Source organism: Legionella cincinnatiensis (genome assembly GCF_900452415.1).
Taxonomy (GTDB): Bacteria; Pseudomonadota; Gammaproteobacteria; order Legionellales; family Legionellaceae; genus Legionella; species Legionella cincinnatiensis.
Map to the genome: position 1 here is coordinate 813,683 of NZ_UGNX01000001.1, position 16,339 is coordinate 830,021.

The window sequence follows — 16,339 nt, forward strand, 5'->3', positions numbered from 1 at the left end:
TAGAGAGGGATGAACTAGAAACCTGAAGTACTCAATATATGAAAGGGGCACGATGCATGGAAAAGATAACACCACATTTATGGTTTGATAAGGAAGCTAGGGAGGCAGTCGAATTCTACGCCTCTTTGTTTCCTAACTCGAAAATTACGAATATTACAACAATCCATGACACGCCATCTGGAGATTGTGATGTGGTTTCATTTGAGCTTTCAAGCCAGTCGTTTATGGCTATTAGCGCGGGTCCCCTTTTCAAATTCAATCCCTCGGTTTCGTTTCTCGTAAATTTCAATCCTTTACAGGGAAATGATGCGAGAGAAAAACTCGACCTGCTGTGGAACAAGTTGATCAGCAATGGCAGGGAGCTCATGCCACTTCAAGAATATCCGTTCAGCAAACACTATGGTTGGGTGCAAGACAAATATGGTCTTTCATGGCAACTTATTCTTTCGGATGCAAGCAGCGAAGAACGGCAGTTCATTATTCCTTCGCTTATGTTCGTTGGAAATATGTGTGGTAAGGCGGAAGAGGCTATCAATTTCTATACATCGATATTCAAAAATTCAAGAAGTGGCATTGTCTCGCGGTATGGCTCGGATCAAGCTCTGAGTAAAGAAGGGACAATTGCGTTTACTGATTTCATGCTTTTAGGCAAATGGTTCGCAGCAATGGACAGTGCGGGAAATTATGATTTTGTTTTTAACGAAGCAATATCGTTCATGGTGAATTGTGAAACTCAAGAAGAAATTAATTATTACTGGGAAAAGCTCTCTGCGGTGCCTGAAGCGGAGCAGTGTGGCTGGCTCAAGGACAAGTATGGTCTCTCATGGCAGATAGTTCCCACAGCTTTAAGCGAAATGATGAAAAATGGCACCCCTAAGCAGATTGAACGTGTCACGCAAGCATTTTTGTCGATGAAGAAATTTGATATTGCAACTCTCAGGCGTACTTACGAGGGAAAATAATATGAGAATTCTAATTTCCGGGGCCGGTATCGCAGGACCAACACTAGCTTATTGGCTGCTCCAGTATGGTTTTGAACCTACCCTTATTGAGCAGGCTCCCCAGTTGCGAACCGGTGGTTATATCATCGATTTCTGGGGAGCTGGTTTTGATATTGCAGAGCGGATGAGATTGGTCCCCGAAATCAAGCAAAAGGGGTATGACGTTAAAGAGGTTAGGATTGTTGGTTCGTCCGGCAAACGAATAGGTGGCTTTCCGGTTAAGGTTTTTAACCAAATAACTCAAGGACGATATATAAGTATTGCTCGCGGAGACTTGGCAAAATTAATTTTCAACAAACTTGACGGCAAGGTTGAAACGATTTTCGATGATCGTATCAAACATATCGAGCAAACTGAAAACGCTGTTCATGTTAACTTTGAACGTGGCAACCCACGACAGTTTGATTTAGTTATCGGAGCCGATGGGCTCCATTCTAAAGTTCGTGAACTTGTATTTGGACCTCAATCTCAATTTGAAAAATATCTTGGATATAAAGTAGCTGCTTTTGAAGTGGATGGTTATCGACCTAGAGATGAATTGGTCTATGTCATGTATAAACAAGTTGGGCAACAAGTGGGTCGTTTTGCCAAGCGTGATGACCGAACGATGTTTCTCTTTATATTTACTGATGAGCAATTTAGTAACTTATCAGAACATGATTTAACTGAGCAAAAAGCTCAATTGAAAAATAGATTCTGTGATAGTGGATGGGAGTGCGCCCAAATTCTTAGGGTTCTTGATACCTGTGATGAACTTTATTTTGATCGAGTGAGTCAGATCTGTATGAACAAGAACGAAGGCCTTTGGACGAAAGGGCGGGTGACTTTAATAGGAGACGCCGCATCTTGTATTTCACTTTTGGGTGGTCAAGGTGCTGCTCTAGCGATGGTTGCTGCTTATATTTTGGCAGGTGAGCTTTATCAGGCTCAAGGGAACTATCAATTAGCTTTTTCGCGTTATCAAGATCTATTCGAACCTTTTGTAAAGAGAAAACAAGAAGCAGCATTAAAGTTTGCGGGAGTATTTGCACCGAAATCATCATTAAGTTTGTTTGTAAGCAATAAAATGATGAGTGCTATGTCAATCCCTTGGATAGCAAAAATGATTGCGAGACGTGATTTGATGGATAACATTAAATTACCGGAATACAATAATTGATATCTTTACCTTAAATTTTTAAATTCAATTAGGCACCGAATTGGCGCAGAGATTTTTTTCAAATTCCTAGCGCGGGAGAGGGGTCAGATCGAAATAATTTGAAAAATCTGAGCGCTGATTCGGTCTGGAAAAACTATAATAAAACTTTAGGGATGTTGCCTAATTAATATCCAGTAATATAAAATAAACCGCCAATCACAAACACGCAATTGATATGCGCTAAACACTAATCAAATAAAAATCTAAAAATCAATGCTTCGAATAAAGACATAAAATATGAGTGTCTAGAAGCAACACCCACCTTTCGCCCGATAAAGATATGTATCTTATCATGCTGATTAATAATGTTTTTTTAAAAAAGCATAAGGTAAACCTAAAAAATTGTGGTGAATGAGTGGTGAATTAGATGGGGCAAGGAAGCTCGAGTGTCTTTCTAGGATAAATATAACTTCTTCATCACTAATTCACCATGAAATGAAAGGTATAGAAATCTTTATTAATGAGTTAATAGTGAAGTGGCACCCTTAAATGGTAGGGGAATTAATTCTTCTAGATCATAAAATACATTTGCTATTGCTACCCGAACTTTTCCTAAATGCAGTTGATTCTGCTAAGTCACTTATACTCTTTATCAATAATATGCAAAAATCTGCTGTAATTATTGGTATTCATTTTAGCAATTTCAAACTACCTCAATTTCAACAGGAGCAATGCCTTTTATACCGAGTTTTTTAGCGGCAGCAAAGGATAAATCAATTAGCCTGTTCGATAAAAAAGGACCTCGATCATTAATTCGAACCACAATCGACCGACCATTATTCAGGTTTTTGACCCGTACTCGTGTAGCAAGTGGGAGTGTTGGATGAGCTGCTGTCATCGCATACATGTTGTAGCGCTCTCCGGTCGATGTTTTTTGATTCCGAGCGTGTGATCCATACCACGAAGCAACTCCTTTTGCTTTGTAATTTTTGGCAGATTTCATTACATGATATGTTTTCCCTTTGATCACATAGTGATCCGGACCATTAGATTGCTGATGAGTACAAGCAACCAGTAGCATCGGGAGTAAGCCTGTAATGAGTCGGTTAATGGTCAACAAAATCGCATAATAATTCATAAAGTTATTTTCTACTTCCGCAACAGATATTTTACATATAAAGTGTTAAATGTTATCGAGATGACCTCTATAAAAAACTTAATTTTAAATATACATCATTAATAGATCACGAGAAACAAAAATCTTTCTTGCAAAGAAAATCGTTCATGGGCAATCATTTTTTTTATCATTGCTTTCATCATTGATTTTATTGATTATATATTTTATTGATGAGTATGTACCAACAAATTTTGCTGTATAGCCTATTATCCTAAATCAAGAATGTCTTTATACCTACTTATAATTCTGATAATTTTGACAGGGCAGATGGATTTAAATAATAACGCAAGCGTAGGCTGGGCTGAAAAGCCCAGCACTCTTCCATTATTTCCAAAAATCATCAAACACAGCATCACAAGCTTAATTGTGAGGGTGCAAGTTCATTTGAAAGTGAAAAAATAAGGGGGACCTGGTATGGTCAAACGTCTGTATTTCATTTGCTTAGACTTGATTTGAAGTTTTCCGTTAGACTGGGTTTATAGCTTATCCTTATGTTGCTTTCAAGGGGAAAGTGTAATATGGTAAATTCTGGGCTTGTCAGCCCAGCCTACGCTTGCTACATTGACTTGAGACCAAAATTCAAGGTATTGGTTCCATCTTTCCAATGCCTCTTTGCTTTGAGGTAGCATTTCATTTTTATTGTAAGTGGCCATAATTTTAAGCCCCTTATGTCTCACATTTCTCAATCACCACTGGATATAGAATAGAAATAAATGACGCAGCTTGTTTCTGAACACTTAAATATTTGGCCTCTTAAAAATGGAAACAGGCTGATTATTTCTAATTAAGAACGTAAAACCTTAACCGTTAACTCAGAGTCGGTAAGCACGCGTTGAATAACAAACATCAAATGAATACAATGAGATGAAAATATATTAATGATAGAGTTCAAATGCGTTTACTTTTAGCTATATTTTTACCGTTTTCAGTATTTTTCACTATTGGTCGCCCAATAGCTGGAATTGTTTGTTTGATATTACAAATAACTCTTATTGGTTGGATCCCTGCGGCTTTATGGGCTGTATATTCCCTCTCGCAATATAATACAGATATAAAAATACGCGAATATAATAAACACAGAAAATAGCCTGGATGAGTCAATGCGTAATCAAGTTTTTTTCATTTCCTATAGCAATTAACCTTATACCTCTTCTAGGGCACTGAAGGCGCTTTGCTTTTGGCATTAATATTTGAATCATTGCGAGGCATAATTAAACAATTTACGCGACCACTTAGGCGTTATTTCCAATACTTAAGGAGTAATCCTTGGTCGCCAAAAATAGGATCTTTTTTAGGCAGGCCAACTTGTTTAATCGCGTCAAGCGCTTGTGAATATTCTTCTATAGTTCCATAATTCATATCGTATTCCATATCTAACGGATAGGCGCCAATGCATTGAAAATTATTACTCTTACTTAGGCTCTTATGGGCTACACCAGCTGGGATGATGATCACATCCCCTTGATCAACAATATAAATTGGGCCATTATCGCCACCGAATTGAACCTGACAATCTCCTGACATAATTTAGTTGACGGTGCCCTCTAAATTTATTAGTTGAAAACTCCATTTTTTAAATCATTTTCAAAATCAACTAACCAAGCCGATGAATATTTTGATTTATAGGTTTTACTTTTTTTTGTTGATAGCCTCGTGATCGTAGTTACATCTTTTAGTGGCTGAACAGATTGGGTGCCCCATTGAATTAAATTATTATCATTTATTTTAAAATCATCTGGAATGAAACCTAAATTGTTGAGTAGGTCTTTAAGTTCTTCTTGTATATCTTTCATCATGTTCCATATAAGTTATAAAACGCCAGTTGAAGTTATTTATCATAAAGAGAGGCAGTAAAAATCGGTGCAAACAAAGCGATAAACGGCACCTTCAAGTTAAATTGGATTAAAATTATATATTTAACTAGGAATGCACATCCTAACTCAAAAAATAAGGCTTTGTCGAAAATTTTTTGAAAAGTTGAGTCTGGCCAAATTTCAAGCTGAGGATATTTCCGGCTTTCTGTCGCCAATTTCTTCATTTGATGATGCATTAGACTCTGGAGAATAAATAAAAGATGATTCGTTTTATAAGTTACTTATCACGAAACGAAGCCTTGATTTGTTGTTGTGTAAGAATTTATTTTCCGGAATATGATCAGAATCAGCATTTGCTCTCCAGGCTGTAGCTATAAGCGCAGTGGATGGGCGCATTTGGAAAAATTAATTAGAACTTAACAAATGCAATTGATAATCATTATCATTGACATTTGGTTTTTGTAATGTAATTCTTTCCAACACGTTAAACGTTAAAATTGAAAGAGGATTTTTATGTCTGATGAAATTAGTGCAAGTACCAATTTACACGATATCTCATTAAATTTTTGCGCCAACTGTCTAAAAAAATTTTGCTCCAAAGTAGAGCAGATAAATTTTGATAAAGTTCGATTTTTTGTGCCCACTCTCGATGTTTTATTTAGAAATCATTTCGCGTACATTGAGGTATCTAAAGAAATAGTTGATATCATTTATCGTATTGAAGATCATGTTACTGTAGACTTATCAGAAATAGCTGAGGTATTGCATATTGAGATGGGGGATTTGCCCTCCTATGAACGAAAAGAAGAAATAAAATCATTTTATTAACCAGAAAAAATTTCTGAGGCTCTTGGTTATTCTGTAGAGTCATTAATTGAGTTACTTATACGTGCTCAACTAAGTTGAATTATGTAGTCGAGCTTAAGCACGCCTCTTAATTAAATATAAGTGAAAATTATGATGCTAATTAATTAAGAATTAAGGGGTTTTGATAGAATCCTTAAACTGGCTTTTGAATTTAATTTTAACATATATTATCACTTAATCGCTTACCGCATCATTTCCTAGTTTGGCTGTATACCGAACCTGTTTGTTAGTTTAAAGAAGATAACTGAGGACCGGGTAGCTGAGCTATTATAATCCCAGATTCCGCTGCACCTCGGTTGGAATGTATTTTTATTGCCTTATATGTTCAATTAATCTACTATTTATATAAGCATCCATGCAAGGGGCTTTATAATGAAATGGATTATTTTATTAGGAAATATTATTCTGATGGCAGGATGTTGTTCAATTAAATACACACCACCCTATACACCGGCAATTGCATACACGCCGGCAGTTAGCTACAAACCAGTGGTTACCTATAAACCTGTAGTTACATATAAGGCAGTCACCATGACACCTGTTACGTCTGTCGTTACCCCCATTGTAACTCCTGTTGTTTCGCCTGTAGTGGTTTATCCTTATCCTATAACCGCGCCTACCGGAACTACCATTAACTTTTAATTGATTAAAAATTGTAGCTGGGTGAAGGCAAAAGCCGACACCCAAGCGGGTGGCTTGATGATGCTTAATAACTTGCTAATTATTAAGATTGATATTATAGGAATAACGTATAAAGAAGATTGGTGAAATGAAACCAATGCGCAAACTGCGAGCTTGGTTTTAGTGTTTTCCAACTAGAAGGAATACGTTGTTCAGATCACAAGCCAAATATGAGTAATACCTTGGTAAAAACCAGCCTAATTTTTGGAGCAGTGCTGGTATTTTGCTGGGTGCAAATTGATTTTTGTCAATCGAGAAAACTAACTCATGCTGATCAGTTTCTGGGAGATAGACGAGCTTGATTTTGGCATCCTCGATACCGAAATGCTGCATGATCGCTTCAAGTAATTTTATTGAGGTAGTGGGCAGGATCTGCGCTGGCACGTCGCTGATGAGGATATCAGTGTCCTCGCGAATAATAGAGGCATGCGGTTTTTCTGTTTTGAAGGGATGATTCTCTGGTTCAGCAAACGTCCGATAGAGATGAAAACCTAGGACGTCGCCATAGCTAAGATCGAGAACTTGTTTTGGATTACGTGCCTCGATGGCTATGCCAACCCCTTCGTTAACTAAGAATGTATCGATGAGCTCAGGAATGGTATAGCTTGTGAGGGTACTGCCATTTTCGGGGATGGTTTCAGTAAGCTCAAGATTATAGTAAGTGAAGCCTGCAGGATTGAAGATGATCTCAGGTTCACCACTAGTGAAGATAGCGTGGGGTAGGCACGTTATGAAGCGATTATACCAAGCAATTTGTCGGTTGGTATTGTCGATCTCAAATAATGCTCTTAGCTCTTGAGTGGCTGAAACGGAAGTAGCTTTGTTTTCGGGTGCATCCATAGAGTATGTCTTCATTTAAAAAACTTATTGTATCAAAATAATACAATGAATAACATTCACTGTCCCAAAAACACATTTGATATAAATTTTTTGTTATATAGGGACTGTGCGTAATTGGGAATCACTCGCTAAAAAAGGATTGTTTCTTACCTAAAGCGAACTCATTTAAGTCATCATGAAAACCGTTGAATTGAGGAGTCTATTCTATAGACTCCTTGCCATTTCTAGGCACTATTTCTTCTATTTAAAGTGTTGCTAGAATTTAAAGCTTTTAGCGATGTAGAAGACGTTGTGGAGAAAAGCCGTGTTAAATGAATATCACCCACATATTCCTGCAAGATTTAATGAGGCTGCTATTATCAAGTCATTTGAATAATTATTGCTGCGATTTTTTCACCGTATAAATACGGTGATTGAAGCAACCCCCCATACTGTATTATTTTACAAAATTACCAAATCATTTAAAGGAAATCCGCATGCGCCAGTTATTGATTACAATTTTTATTGTTTTGTTGTCTCATGCAACATATTGTGCACCTGTTTTCGAAATTGTTCCTCTTGGAGTCTATGGGGGTTTGAAAGACGGAAATTTATCAGCTTATTTATTAAAGACTATTGAGAGCGAGAATTATATGGCTCTTGATGGGGGTACTTTGGCGCATGGGCTTGAAGTTGCAGTCAAGCGACAAGCAGTGCGTCATAAAAATGTTGAAGATTTGTTGCAAAAACATATCCCGACTTACCTCATTTCTCACGCACATCTTGATCATCTGATGGGGCTTGTGATGGCACAACCCGAATTGCGAGAACAGCAAACAATTATGGCGCGGGAAGAAACCATGCAGGCATTGCAAAAAAATATTTTTAATTGGTCTGTTTGGGGGAATTTTGGAGATAGAGGAGAAATTCCACACTTGAATTACCAACATTATCAAACGATGCCATTACTAGAGTGGGGTGCTGTTCCCAATACTGATCTGCACGTAAAAGCTTTTCCTTTGAGTCATGCTGGAATGGCATCAAGTGCTTTTTTAATACGTTATAAGACTGAATATATCTTATATTTTGGTGATACTGGTGCTGATAGCATTGAAAAATCGACAAACATGGAGAATATTTGGAAAGAAATTGCACCACTCATAAGAAATAAGCAGCTTCATGCCATCATGCTAGAATGCTCATTTTTAAATTCACAGCCAGATGACAAATTATTTGGCCATTTAAAACCAAACTTATTTATGCTTGAGTTGCGACAATTAGCGTCGATTGTGGATCCTTTAGATTTAGGAAATTCACTACGAGGATTGCCAGTTATTGTTACTCACATCAAACCCAGATTAGTGGACCTTTCAAATTCTAAGGAAGATTCAGGAAGGCAGATTATAAACGAATTGTCTCAGGAAAATGATATTGGCGTAGAATTAATTAAACCTGAGCAAGGGGTAATGTTAAGTTTATAATAGGCGCCACAACAGCCAGTATGTGCCGAACTATTCTTTTTCTACGTTAAGATTGAATACATGTCTTATGTATTGAACTTGATAATTGTGGATGGAGGATAGTTCGCACAGCATCGCTTGATGAGATTAAAGTAATTAGAGGGCAGTTGCTTCTGACTGGCGCCATATCTTTTCTTTTTATTTATATGCTATTTTCTAAATAATGCTAATCGATATTTTCCTATTTCTTGAAAGCCAAGAGATTTATAAGCGCGTATAGCAGAATTCTCATTGGTGAATAGAATAGCTCTTTTGACTTTATTCATAGTAGCGTGTTTTAAACAAAGATATACAGCGACTCTGGCAAAACCTTTATTTCTTAAAGAAAGAGGGGTATAAACTGGCCCTAGCTGCACAATATCAGGTAAATTGGCATTGAATCCACACAGTGAAACCGGCGTATTATTTACAAATAAAACCCATCGATTTTGGCTAAGCTGTTTATCGTGAATTTCATTAATAATGGATTCTTCAAGTTTGGGATTATTAATATCATCTCCAAGCGCTTCTATATGATAAGCAACAAGCCATTCTTTGATGACATCTATTTGGCAATCTTGTACTGATTTGATGGTACAGTTATATGTATGAATTGCTTCGGGCATCATTATTTTTTCAAGATTAAGTAAGAAAAGCTTTTCTTGATAATTAACGGCGAATAGGGAAGGCGGTTGCAATTCGAGCTTATCAATGACAAAACTGGCTTGAGAATCTTCACCTAATACTCCAGCAATTGGCCTTGTTCTATTCAGTTTAAACTTGTCAACTAATGCTGATAATATCGAAAAACTTTCAGCTTGCATCATTATATTCCCGTTCCAATAATGAACTAAAACTCCATTAAGTTGGTGGTCCTCGAAAGAGCCATAATATTCTCCATGAAAGGGTGCATCTTGGTAAGTGATCCCTGAGTAATATAAATTGTTCCTAATGAACATGGTGGTTTCTTGATAATTATTGAGATAAGAAGACAATTCATCTCTATGTAATTCATTAAGTTTCTTTATCTCAATCATATGTTCCTCGGGATGATGGCATATATTCTATTCAAGAAGAGATTATAGTATTTCAAAAAGAGGGTCGTTGTCAGGTGTATTTTCTTTACATTATCTTGGGGAATAATTTTTGAGTTTGTAGCATGGTTTATATCTTATTCAAAATAAGAATAAAAAAGATTTGATTGTGGTTGTAGGTAAAGACAATAAAAAAGATAACAGTCACCAAAATGGGATCAGACAAATACAAGAGCTTTGCAAACAACATAATGTGACGGTACATATACTTGGGGATGGAAAAAATTGGATAGATTTTTCAGACGTGTGCGACTTAGAACTAGCAAATAATTTGATTATATGGGGACATGGCGGTATAAAAATAAAAAATCATACAATTGATCTTTTCAATACGCAAAAACAAACAGGTGAAATTTTACAAATAATACAAGATATCAGTGGATTTTAAACATGCAATTATCACATCTTGTTTTGCTGGTATTATTTTCAGGCATCAAAAACAAAACTATTGGCTGGAACCAGCCTCATCATGCCATCTTCTGATAATGATTTTAGTTTTATTAGAGATAATCTAAATATTATTGGTCATACCTCTGATTGGCTTAATCAAGCCGTCATGGATGGAAATATTAAAGCAATCAAAAGATTGCTCTTATGTAATGTTGATGTGAAACGTTATGAATCAGAGGATGGAAACACGCTGCTTCGTTTAGCAAGAGAGACACAGTACGAGAATCCTAAATGTTATCCTACTATTAAAAGAATTTTACTTGAATATGGGGCTGAGCCATTAAAAAAATTTTCGGGCAAGGATCGCTACTATCAGATGCATTTACGTTTTACGTGTAGGACGCCTTTATTAAATAACAACATCCTCGATTCTTCTGAGGAACCTCCCATACCTATTAAAGATGAAAAAGACTCATCGTTTTCTCAAAATAAAAATAAATAATGGAGGCCGGGTTAATGCTTTATTAGATTTATGTATGTGGCTAATATATTAGAACCCACATTTTGGGAGTTGATCCGCTTCTTCCTGAAAATCGTTTATAGCGCTCTCTATTTGTTCTACCTTATTTATTGAATCAGTTTTAACTGGGGAGAAAAAACATGTTCTCTGGCTATTATAATAATTATAGAGAGGGATTGTCCCGAGGCTTGCAATAGTCTTTAAGAGATTTACAAAAAATTCTTTCCAGCCCCCGTCTCGATGTTTTTCTAAAGTAGGTCGTACGTTCATGATAGCGATGGTGCAATTGATTTTAAAATTATCAAAGTTTGTTGCACCCGATTTATATTGCCGAAATTCATTATCTAGTTCTAAGTAAAGTGATGATAAACTTTGTTTTTTTTCTACCCCTAGAGGTGAAGGATCTGTTAACTTATCAGCTTTATCTTTAATTCTTCTTAATAAATATTCAAAGTCTTTAACGGCTTGAGGATTTAATGGTTGAGGCTCCCCATCTTCATCTAAATAATTCGCTTTACCTAGATTTTTTATGGAGTTTTGAGCAGCTTTTTGAAGTTGTAACATTTTTTGGGTAATTACTTCTTGAATAGTATTATAAATTTTTGAATCCACTTTACCCGATGTTTCTTGTAAATCTACCAGCGACTGAGCATAGTGACTCAATTCTAGTTTTTTTTCTTCTAATTGGTCATGAATTTCTACTTCGCTTTTACAAGAGCTAAAATCAAGAGCTAAATTATAAATTTTTTGTTTCATTAAATTAATTTGTTCTATTTCTTTTTTTTGTTCAATTTTTACTGAATTATTTGTATCTGCAGAGAGAAGATAATACATTGTATTATTAACCATAGTATCAAATTGCTGTTGAACAAATTGACTATCTTGTTCATTTAGCGCTTTGTTTTCCCGATTTCCAAGATTTATAATTTGATCTGAAGTAATAATTTTATTGAAAACAGCTTCAAGTGCACCTATTGGAAGATGAGACAGTTCATTGATTGTATACCGGCCAAAAAACTTTTGAAGTTCTAGGTCAAAAAAAGGATATTCACAATATTCTGCAAGCAGTTTATTAGTATCAAATCTTGCTGAAACAAAAGAATTAAAGCCAAAACTATCTTTGGGCCCAAGTTCTATTGTATTTTTAGGAATTCGATTACTTAGATAAGACTCAATCTTTTGTGATAGGCAAACAATGTCTCCTAAAGACGAGTATTTGTCAAAATAAATGGTGATTTGATCTGTATTTTTAAATCGATTATTAGCCTGAGCAGAAGGTTGAATGATTTTAAAATGAAATTTCACTCCATTGGTATCAGACTCAGCTTCATCAATTAACAGTTTAATTAATCCTAATACAACTTTTTCATCTAATTCACCTATATTATTAAGGTTGAGATGTGCTTTTAAAGAAGCTTCATTATTATCATAATATTCGCCGTAGAAATTATTGCGTCGGAGTTTTTGCTCGGCTATTTGTACAAAGTTTCTATTATTACGTTGATTGTGATGATATTCAGAGAGAGTCCCTGCGAAATTTTTATTTGGCTTATATTCTCCTTCTAGAGGGATCACTTTATTTTGGTTTGGTGTGATTGATAAAAAAATAGTGCCCCACATTGGATAACAAGTAATATCTTTTTTTAATATTCTTATCTTTTTCATTAAATCTTCTGACGTTAGGTCTTTAAATTTCATAATATTTACTCTCATATTTTTACAATAAGAATTTAATATTAAAGAAAAATATTTAAATTAATCTTAAGGAAATAGGAAAAGAGAGAATAGACAATGCTTCTACGGAATAGGGAATTCATATTTATATTTTGGTTATTTCATCATTATTCATCCCAGATTTAGGATTGCTTTGACAATTAGAAGATTACGCTTTACCCCTGCACTTTTTATCTTGTTTTACTATTGATTCTTACTTTTTTATGAGACTATTTTTTAGCCATGAGGGTAGAAAAATATTATTAGCTGGTTTCATGTGGTTTGTTCTTATTGGGATTTATTATTACTATGTCAAAAGAAAAGGATAGAAATTATGTTTTGATACAGGCGATAAAAGAGTAGATTAACTGTAATTCATACGCTATCCTCAATTAGGGAAATACCATTTTCAATCAAAGGAGTGATATACAATGACCTTTTCCTCGCTAAAAGGAACAGCTATTGTTCTTTCAATGCTTTTTTCTCTTACTGTGTATGCAGATGCTCAACAACAAAGTAGCGATTTTCAAACTATATGTACCGATGCTTGGATGAAAAAAGCTGATAAAGCAAAAGATAAAGTAGATTATAAAAATTTTGGTGAAAAATATTGCAGTTGTGCGGCAAAACAGCCTTTAGAGAATGATGATGCGGTAAAAAAGGCAATTCAGCTATGTATGTCAAGAACTCTATTGCATGATGCGATGGACTCTCTAGAAGATGAAATTACTTTAAGTAAAGCCAAAGAAAGTGATATTAATGATTATTGTCTTGATAGATGGAGCGTTGTTTTGCCACAACAAACAGAGGATGATAAAAAACTAATTAATGCTTATTGTCAGTGCGCTCAACCAAAATTAATGGATCTTATTAGGCAATCAGATACCATGACTGATAATGAATATGAAGCGGGTATCGATAAGGTTGCTGATCATTGTGTTGAGAATTCCCTAGTTACAAAGCCTACTCCAACTCAGTAATCCAAAAACAACTTATATTCTTCGGCTCCTAATATGTTGCCTGACTGGTGTTATTAAATAAAGGAATAATTTTTGATTATTCATGAGGATTATTGATAATTCATCTTCTCGCAGAACAAAAGTAGGACGTTTTTGAAATAAATAGGTTTTAATTTATTTGGTGAGATAAGGTATGGATCCTGTTACACATGCAGCATTAGGCGCTTCCTGCTCACAAGCAATTTTGGGGAAATACAGTAAACACATTCCCTGGAAAGTTGGTGCCTTAGCAGCTATGGCACCCGATCTGGATATTTTTATTCGTTTTAAAAATAATCCTCTGAGTTTGGAGCTGTGGCATCGTAATTTTACTCATTCATTCCTGTTTATTCCTCTAGGTGGAATATTGGTGGCCTTGTTCTTTTTATGTTTTTCCCGTTACAGGGCATGTTGGAAGGTTACTGTATGTGCCGCATTGGTAGGTTATGCTACTCATGGGCTTCTTGATGCACTCACCTCTTATGGGACTGTGTTACTATGGCCAATGAGTTATAAACGGATTAGTTGGGATATTATTGCTATAGTTGATCCCATGTTTACTATCCCTTTAATATTAGGTATCGCTTGGTCTGTTATCCATCAAGATCAAAAGGGTGTTAGGTTAGGTTTGTTATTTGCAGGTACTTTCTTGCTATTTAATAGCATACAACATCAACGCGCCCTTCAAAGCATACAAGCATTTGCTACACAGCAAAAATTACGCTTAACAAGCATTCGTGCAATGCCTGCCTTAGCAAGTTCCTTTTATTGGCGTGTCATTGCAAAAAATAACCATTGCCTCATTATTAAAGAGGTTCATACACCACTTTTAAAAAGAAGTTCGATAATGTCCGTGGCACAAATCCCCCTTTTTTCTAATCGCTCTAGCGCAAGCTTTACACCAGGACAACAACGTGATTTAGCTCTATTTTCGTGGTTTAGTGACAATTATGTGGTTGTTGCCAAGCAGGCCCCTCTAATTCTTGCAGATGGCCGCTACACTCTAGGTAATAGTCCATTATATTCATTATGGGGAATTGAGTTTTTACCAAGAAAAGAACATATTACAAAATTATCTTCTATTTTGCTTCATGAACATTGTGAATATTAAAGTCGTAGACAATTGGTTCCAATGTCTACGTGTCCCACTTTATGCACGACATCCAGCCTTTTTATTCCTCAATGGAGTAAAGCCATTTTTCTATGCTAGTTTTTCGCGAACTTTCTTCATATTAATCGATTTTTGCCATTTTGAAATAATCAATGCAGCAATAGCATTACCGATCATATTGGTTAAGGATCTCCCTCCAGACATAAAACGATCCACCCCAAGAATTATAACTACGCCAGCAACAGGAATGGTTCCTACAGCAGCTAAAGAGCTGGCTAATATAATAAAACCACTACCTGTAACACCAGCCGCCCCTTTTGAACTGATAATCATAATCATTAATAAAAAAATTTGCTGATCAAGGGGTAAATTTGAGTTGGTTGCCTGTGCAATAAATAAAGCTGCGAGAGTAAGATAAATCGCTGTTCCATCTAAATTAAAAGAGTAACCTGTAGGAATTACCAGATCCACTACTGATTTATCACAACCTAATTCAGTTAGTTTTTCCAGTAAATTTGGCATTACGGTTTCAGAAGAAGAGGTTGCAAAAACGATAAAAATTTCGGTCTTAAAATACTGGATTACCTTAAAGACATTTAAGCCTAAAACAAAATAGAGAACGCTACCCAGTAAGACTAATATAAATACAATGCAAGTTAGATAAAAACAAAGCAATAACTCAGTCAATCCAAGTAAAGAATGGGCACCATATTGACCTACGGTATAGGCCATAGCAGCAAAAGCTGCCACAGGAGCATAATGCATCATCGCATGAATGATGTTAAAAAATATTTTGGTCAAGTGCTCAAAGCCTTCCAAGATAAATTTTCCTTTACTTCCATACGACATCAAGCCTAATGCAAATAGAATGGCAACAAACAACACTTGCAGAATTTCTCCCTGGACAAATGCACTAAAAAAAGTTTCAGGAACAATATTCAAAACAAAATCCTGGACATTACTTATCTGTTCTGTTTTACCTAGGTAAGATTGTGCTTCGGAGATATTTAAAGAAGAGGGATCTATATTCATTCCCGCGCCTGGCTGAACTATATTCGCTACTACTAACCCCAAAACTAAGGCGCAAATGGTTGTTATCAAAAAATAAATGAGTGAGATACCACCAACTCTACCTACTGTTTTTAAATCACTCATTGCTGCAATGCCTGAAACAAGTGTTAAAAAAATAATAGGGGTTATCATCATTTTTATTAGCTTGATGAATAAATCGGCAAAGGGTTTAAATGAGACGGCTAAGGTTGGAGCAACAATGCCTAAAAGAATACCGATAATAATTCCTGCTATAACTTGAACATATAACCGTTTAAAAAATTTCATAATAAATCCGTTAATTACAATGATGGTTTTCTCAGTGTTTCGGCATAAACAAACAACTAACTAGGTCCGTCAAAACTACCCGATCTACTTCACTGGGCATTTAAAAATAAAAAATTCTTTGCACTATAATTTATATGTTTTAAATTGCAATATACTTCTTGCCTATTTGCTGATGGGGG

General features: G+C 35.6%; 18 protein-coding genes and 1 pseudogene. 10 read left to right on the top strand and 9 right to left on the bottom strand.

Features of this window, described 5'->3' with window-relative positions; genetic code table 11:
• Window positions 1-56 precede the first annotated feature (56 nt).
• Both DYH34_RS03680 and DYH34_RS03685 read left to right on the top strand, forming a co-directional pair.
• Window positions 57-962 (top strand): VOC family protein, encoded by a 906-nt coding sequence (locus tag DYH34_RS03680; RefSeq protein WP_058465872.1) that lies wholly within the window; start codon window positions 57-59, stop codon window positions 960-962.
• A 1-nt stretch (window position 963) separates the two neighbouring features.
• Window positions 964-2,160, top strand: coding sequence for an FAD-binding domain (locus tag DYH34_RS03685; RefSeq protein WP_058465873.1), 1,197 nt, complete (start codon window positions 964-966; stop codon window positions 2,158-2,160).
• Between the two features lie 682 nt (window positions 2,161-2,842).
• Here DYH34_RS03685 and DYH34_RS03690 read toward each other — a convergent pair.
• Both DYH34_RS03690 and DYH34_RS18290 read right to left on the bottom strand, forming a co-directional pair.
• Window positions 2,843-3,277: a septal ring lytic transglycosylase RlpA family protein gene (locus DYH34_RS03690; protein WP_058465874.1), complete on the bottom strand. Its 435-nt coding sequence runs from the start codon at window positions 3,275-3,277 to the stop codon at window positions 2,843-2,845.
• A gap of 539 nt (window positions 3,278-3,816) precedes the next feature.
• Window positions 3,817-4,012: pseudogene (locus DYH34_RS18290) on the bottom strand (hypothetical protein); the annotation flags it as partial.
• Window positions 4,013-4,208: 196 nt separating this feature from the next.
• Between DYH34_RS18290 and DYH34_RS03700 the strand changes: the two are divergent.
• Window positions 4,209-4,403: a YqaE/Pmp3 family membrane protein gene (locus tag DYH34_RS03700; protein WP_058465875.1), complete on the top strand. Its 195-nt coding sequence runs from the start codon at window positions 4,209-4,211 to the stop codon at window positions 4,401-4,403.
• A 152-nt stretch (window positions 4,404-4,555) separates the two neighbouring features.
• Here the strand turns inward: DYH34_RS03700 and DYH34_RS03705 are convergent, their stop codons facing one another.
• The 3 genes from DYH34_RS03705 to DYH34_RS03715 are packed head-to-tail and all read right to left on the bottom strand — an operon-like array spanning window position 4,556 to window position 5,354.
• Entirely contained in the window at window positions 4,556-4,840 is a 285-nt protein-coding gene (locus tag DYH34_RS03705) for a cupin domain-containing protein (RefSeq protein WP_058465876.1), read from the bottom strand.
• A gap of 29 nt (window positions 4,841-4,869) precedes the next feature.
• Complete coding sequence (locus tag DYH34_RS03710; RefSeq protein WP_131775210.1) at window positions 4,870-5,112, bottom strand: hypothetical protein; 243 nt, start codon at window positions 5,110-5,112, stop codon at window positions 4,870-4,872.
• A gap of 32 nt (window positions 5,113-5,144) precedes the next feature.
• Window positions 5,145-5,354, bottom strand: coding sequence for a hypothetical protein (locus DYH34_RS03715; RefSeq protein ID WP_131775211.1), 210 nt, complete (start codon window positions 5,352-5,354; stop codon window positions 5,145-5,147).
• A 289-nt stretch (window positions 5,355-5,643) separates the two neighbouring features.
• On the opposite strand from DYH34_RS03715, the gene DYH34_RS03720 reads away from it, so the two are divergent.
• The gene (locus tag DYH34_RS03720; protein ID WP_238589551.1) at window positions 5,644-5,958 is read left to right on the top strand and encodes a hypothetical protein; all 315 of its coding nucleotides are present in this window, start codon (window positions 5,644-5,646) and stop codon (window positions 5,956-5,958) included.
• Window positions 5,959-6,369: 411 nt separating this feature from the next.
• The gene (locus DYH34_RS03730; RefSeq protein ID WP_058465880.1) at window positions 6,370-6,639 is read left to right on the top strand and encodes a hypothetical protein; all 270 of its coding nucleotides are present in this window, start codon (window positions 6,370-6,372) and stop codon (window positions 6,637-6,639) included.
• A 159-nt stretch (window positions 6,640-6,798) separates the two neighbouring features.
• On the opposite strand, the gene DYH34_RS03735 is transcribed toward DYH34_RS03730, so the two are convergent.
• Complete coding sequence (locus DYH34_RS03735) at window positions 6,799-7,518, bottom strand: hypothetical protein (protein WP_058465881.1); 720 nt, start codon at window positions 7,516-7,518, stop codon at window positions 6,799-6,801.
• Window positions 7,519-7,994: 476 nt separating this feature from the next.
• On the opposite strand from DYH34_RS03735, the gene DYH34_RS03740 reads away from it, so the two are divergent.
• Complete coding sequence (locus DYH34_RS03740; RefSeq protein ID WP_058465882.1) at window positions 7,995-8,978, top strand: MBL fold metallo-hydrolase; 984 nt, start codon at window positions 7,995-7,997, stop codon at window positions 8,976-8,978.
• A 188-nt stretch (window positions 8,979-9,166) separates the two neighbouring features.
• On the opposite strand, the gene DYH34_RS03745 is transcribed toward DYH34_RS03740, so the two are convergent.
• Window positions 9,167-10,033: a GNAT family N-acetyltransferase gene (locus DYH34_RS03745; protein ID WP_058465883.1), complete on the bottom strand. Its 867-nt coding sequence runs from the start codon at window positions 10,031-10,033 to the stop codon at window positions 9,167-9,169.
• Window positions 10,034-10,199: 166 nt separating this feature from the next.
• On the opposite strand from DYH34_RS03745, the gene DYH34_RS03750 reads away from it, so the two are divergent.
• Entirely contained in the window at window positions 10,200-10,478 is a 279-nt protein-coding gene (locus DYH34_RS03750) for a hypothetical protein (protein ID WP_058465884.1), read from the top strand.
• A gap of 81 nt (window positions 10,479-10,559) precedes the next feature.
• Window positions 10,560-10,982, top strand: coding sequence for a hypothetical protein (locus DYH34_RS03755; RefSeq protein ID WP_058465885.1), 423 nt, complete (start codon window positions 10,560-10,562; stop codon window positions 10,980-10,982).
• Window positions 10,983-11,030: 48 nt separating this feature from the next.
• On the opposite strand, the gene DYH34_RS03760 is transcribed toward DYH34_RS03755, so the two are convergent.
• Window positions 11,031-12,698 (bottom strand): hypothetical protein, encoded by a 1,668-nt coding sequence (locus DYH34_RS03760; protein ID WP_058465886.1) that lies wholly within the window; start codon window positions 12,696-12,698, stop codon window positions 11,031-11,033.
• A gap of 446 nt (window positions 12,699-13,144) precedes the next feature.
• Here DYH34_RS03760 and DYH34_RS03765 point away from each other — a divergent pair, with 446 nt between their 5' ends.
• Window positions 13,145-13,693 carry a hypothetical protein gene (locus DYH34_RS03765; protein WP_058465887.1) on the top strand — a complete coding sequence of 183 codons (549 nt, stop codon included), beginning with the start codon at window positions 13,145-13,147 and terminating at the stop codon, window positions 13,691-13,693.
• Window positions 13,694-13,865: 172 nt separating this feature from the next.
• The gene (locus DYH34_RS03770) at window positions 13,866-14,822 is read left to right on the top strand and encodes a metal-dependent hydrolase (protein WP_058465888.1); all 957 of its coding nucleotides are present in this window, start codon (window positions 13,866-13,868) and stop codon (window positions 14,820-14,822) included.
• A 90-nt stretch (window positions 14,823-14,912) separates the two neighbouring features.
• On the opposite strand, the gene dctA is transcribed toward DYH34_RS03770, so the two are convergent.
• Window positions 14,913-16,160 carry a C4-dicarboxylate transporter DctA gene (gene dctA / locus DYH34_RS03775; protein ID WP_058465889.1) on the bottom strand — a complete coding sequence of 416 codons (1,248 nt, stop codon included), beginning with the start codon at window positions 16,158-16,160 and terminating at the stop codon, window positions 14,913-14,915.
• Window positions 16,161-16,339 lie beyond the last annotated feature (179 nt).

Excerpts from the sequence above, each read along its gene's own strand:
- DYH34_RS03680 (WP_058465872.1), top strand. The coding sequence starts at position 57 with ATGGAAAAGATAACACCACATTTATGGTTTGATAAGGAAGCTAGGGAG.
- DYH34_RS03685 (WP_058465873.1), top strand. The coding sequence starts at position 964 with ATGAGAATTCTAATTTCCGGGGCCGGTATCGCAGGACCAACACTAGCT.
- DYH34_RS03690 (WP_058465874.1), bottom strand. The coding sequence starts at position 3,277 with ATGAATTATTATGCGATTTTGTTGACCATTAACCGACTCATTACAGGC.
- DYH34_RS03700 (WP_058465875.1), top strand. The coding sequence starts at position 4,209 with ATGCGTTTACTTTTAGCTATATTTTTACCGTTTTCAGTATTTTTCACT.
- DYH34_RS03705 (WP_058465876.1), bottom strand. The coding sequence starts at position 4,840 with ATGTCAGGAGATTGTCAGGTTCAATTCGGTGGCGATAATGGCCCAATT.
- DYH34_RS03710 (WP_131775210.1), bottom strand. The coding sequence starts at position 5,112 with ATGATGAAAGATATACAAGAAGAACTTAAAGACCTACTCAACAATTTA.
- DYH34_RS03715 (WP_131775211.1), bottom strand. The coding sequence starts at position 5,354 with ATGAAGAAATTGGCGACAGAAAGCCGGAAATATCCTCAGCTTGAAATT.
- DYH34_RS03720 (WP_238589551.1), top strand. The coding sequence starts at position 5,644 with ATGTCTGATGAAATTAGTGCAAGTACCAATTTACACGATATCTCATTA.
- DYH34_RS03730 (WP_058465880.1), top strand. The coding sequence starts at position 6,370 with ATGAAATGGATTATTTTATTAGGAAATATTATTCTGATGGCAGGATGT.
- DYH34_RS03735 (WP_058465881.1), bottom strand. The coding sequence starts at position 7,518 with ATGGATGCACCCGAAAACAAAGCTACTTCCGTTTCAGCCACTCAAGAG.
- DYH34_RS03740 (WP_058465882.1), top strand. The coding sequence starts at position 7,995 with ATGCGCCAGTTATTGATTACAATTTTTATTGTTTTGTTGTCTCATGCA.
- DYH34_RS03745 (WP_058465883.1), bottom strand. The coding sequence starts at position 10,033 with ATGATTGAGATAAAGAAACTTAATGAATTACATAGAGATGAATTGTCT.
- DYH34_RS03755 (WP_058465885.1), top strand. The coding sequence starts at position 10,560 with ATGCCATCTTCTGATAATGATTTTAGTTTTATTAGAGATAATCTAAAT.
- DYH34_RS03760 (WP_058465886.1), bottom strand. The coding sequence starts at position 12,698 with ATGAAATTTAAAGACCTAACGTCAGAAGATTTAATGAAAAAGATAAGA.
- DYH34_RS03765 (WP_058465887.1), top strand. The coding sequence starts at position 13,145 with ATGACCTTTTCCTCGCTAAAAGGAACAGCTATTGTTCTTTCAATGCTT.
- DYH34_RS03770 (WP_058465888.1), top strand. The coding sequence starts at position 13,866 with ATGGATCCTGTTACACATGCAGCATTAGGCGCTTCCTGCTCACAAGCA.
- dctA (WP_058465889.1), bottom strand. The coding sequence starts at position 16,160 with ATGAAATTTTTTAAACGGTTATATGTTCAAGTTATAGCAGGAATTATT.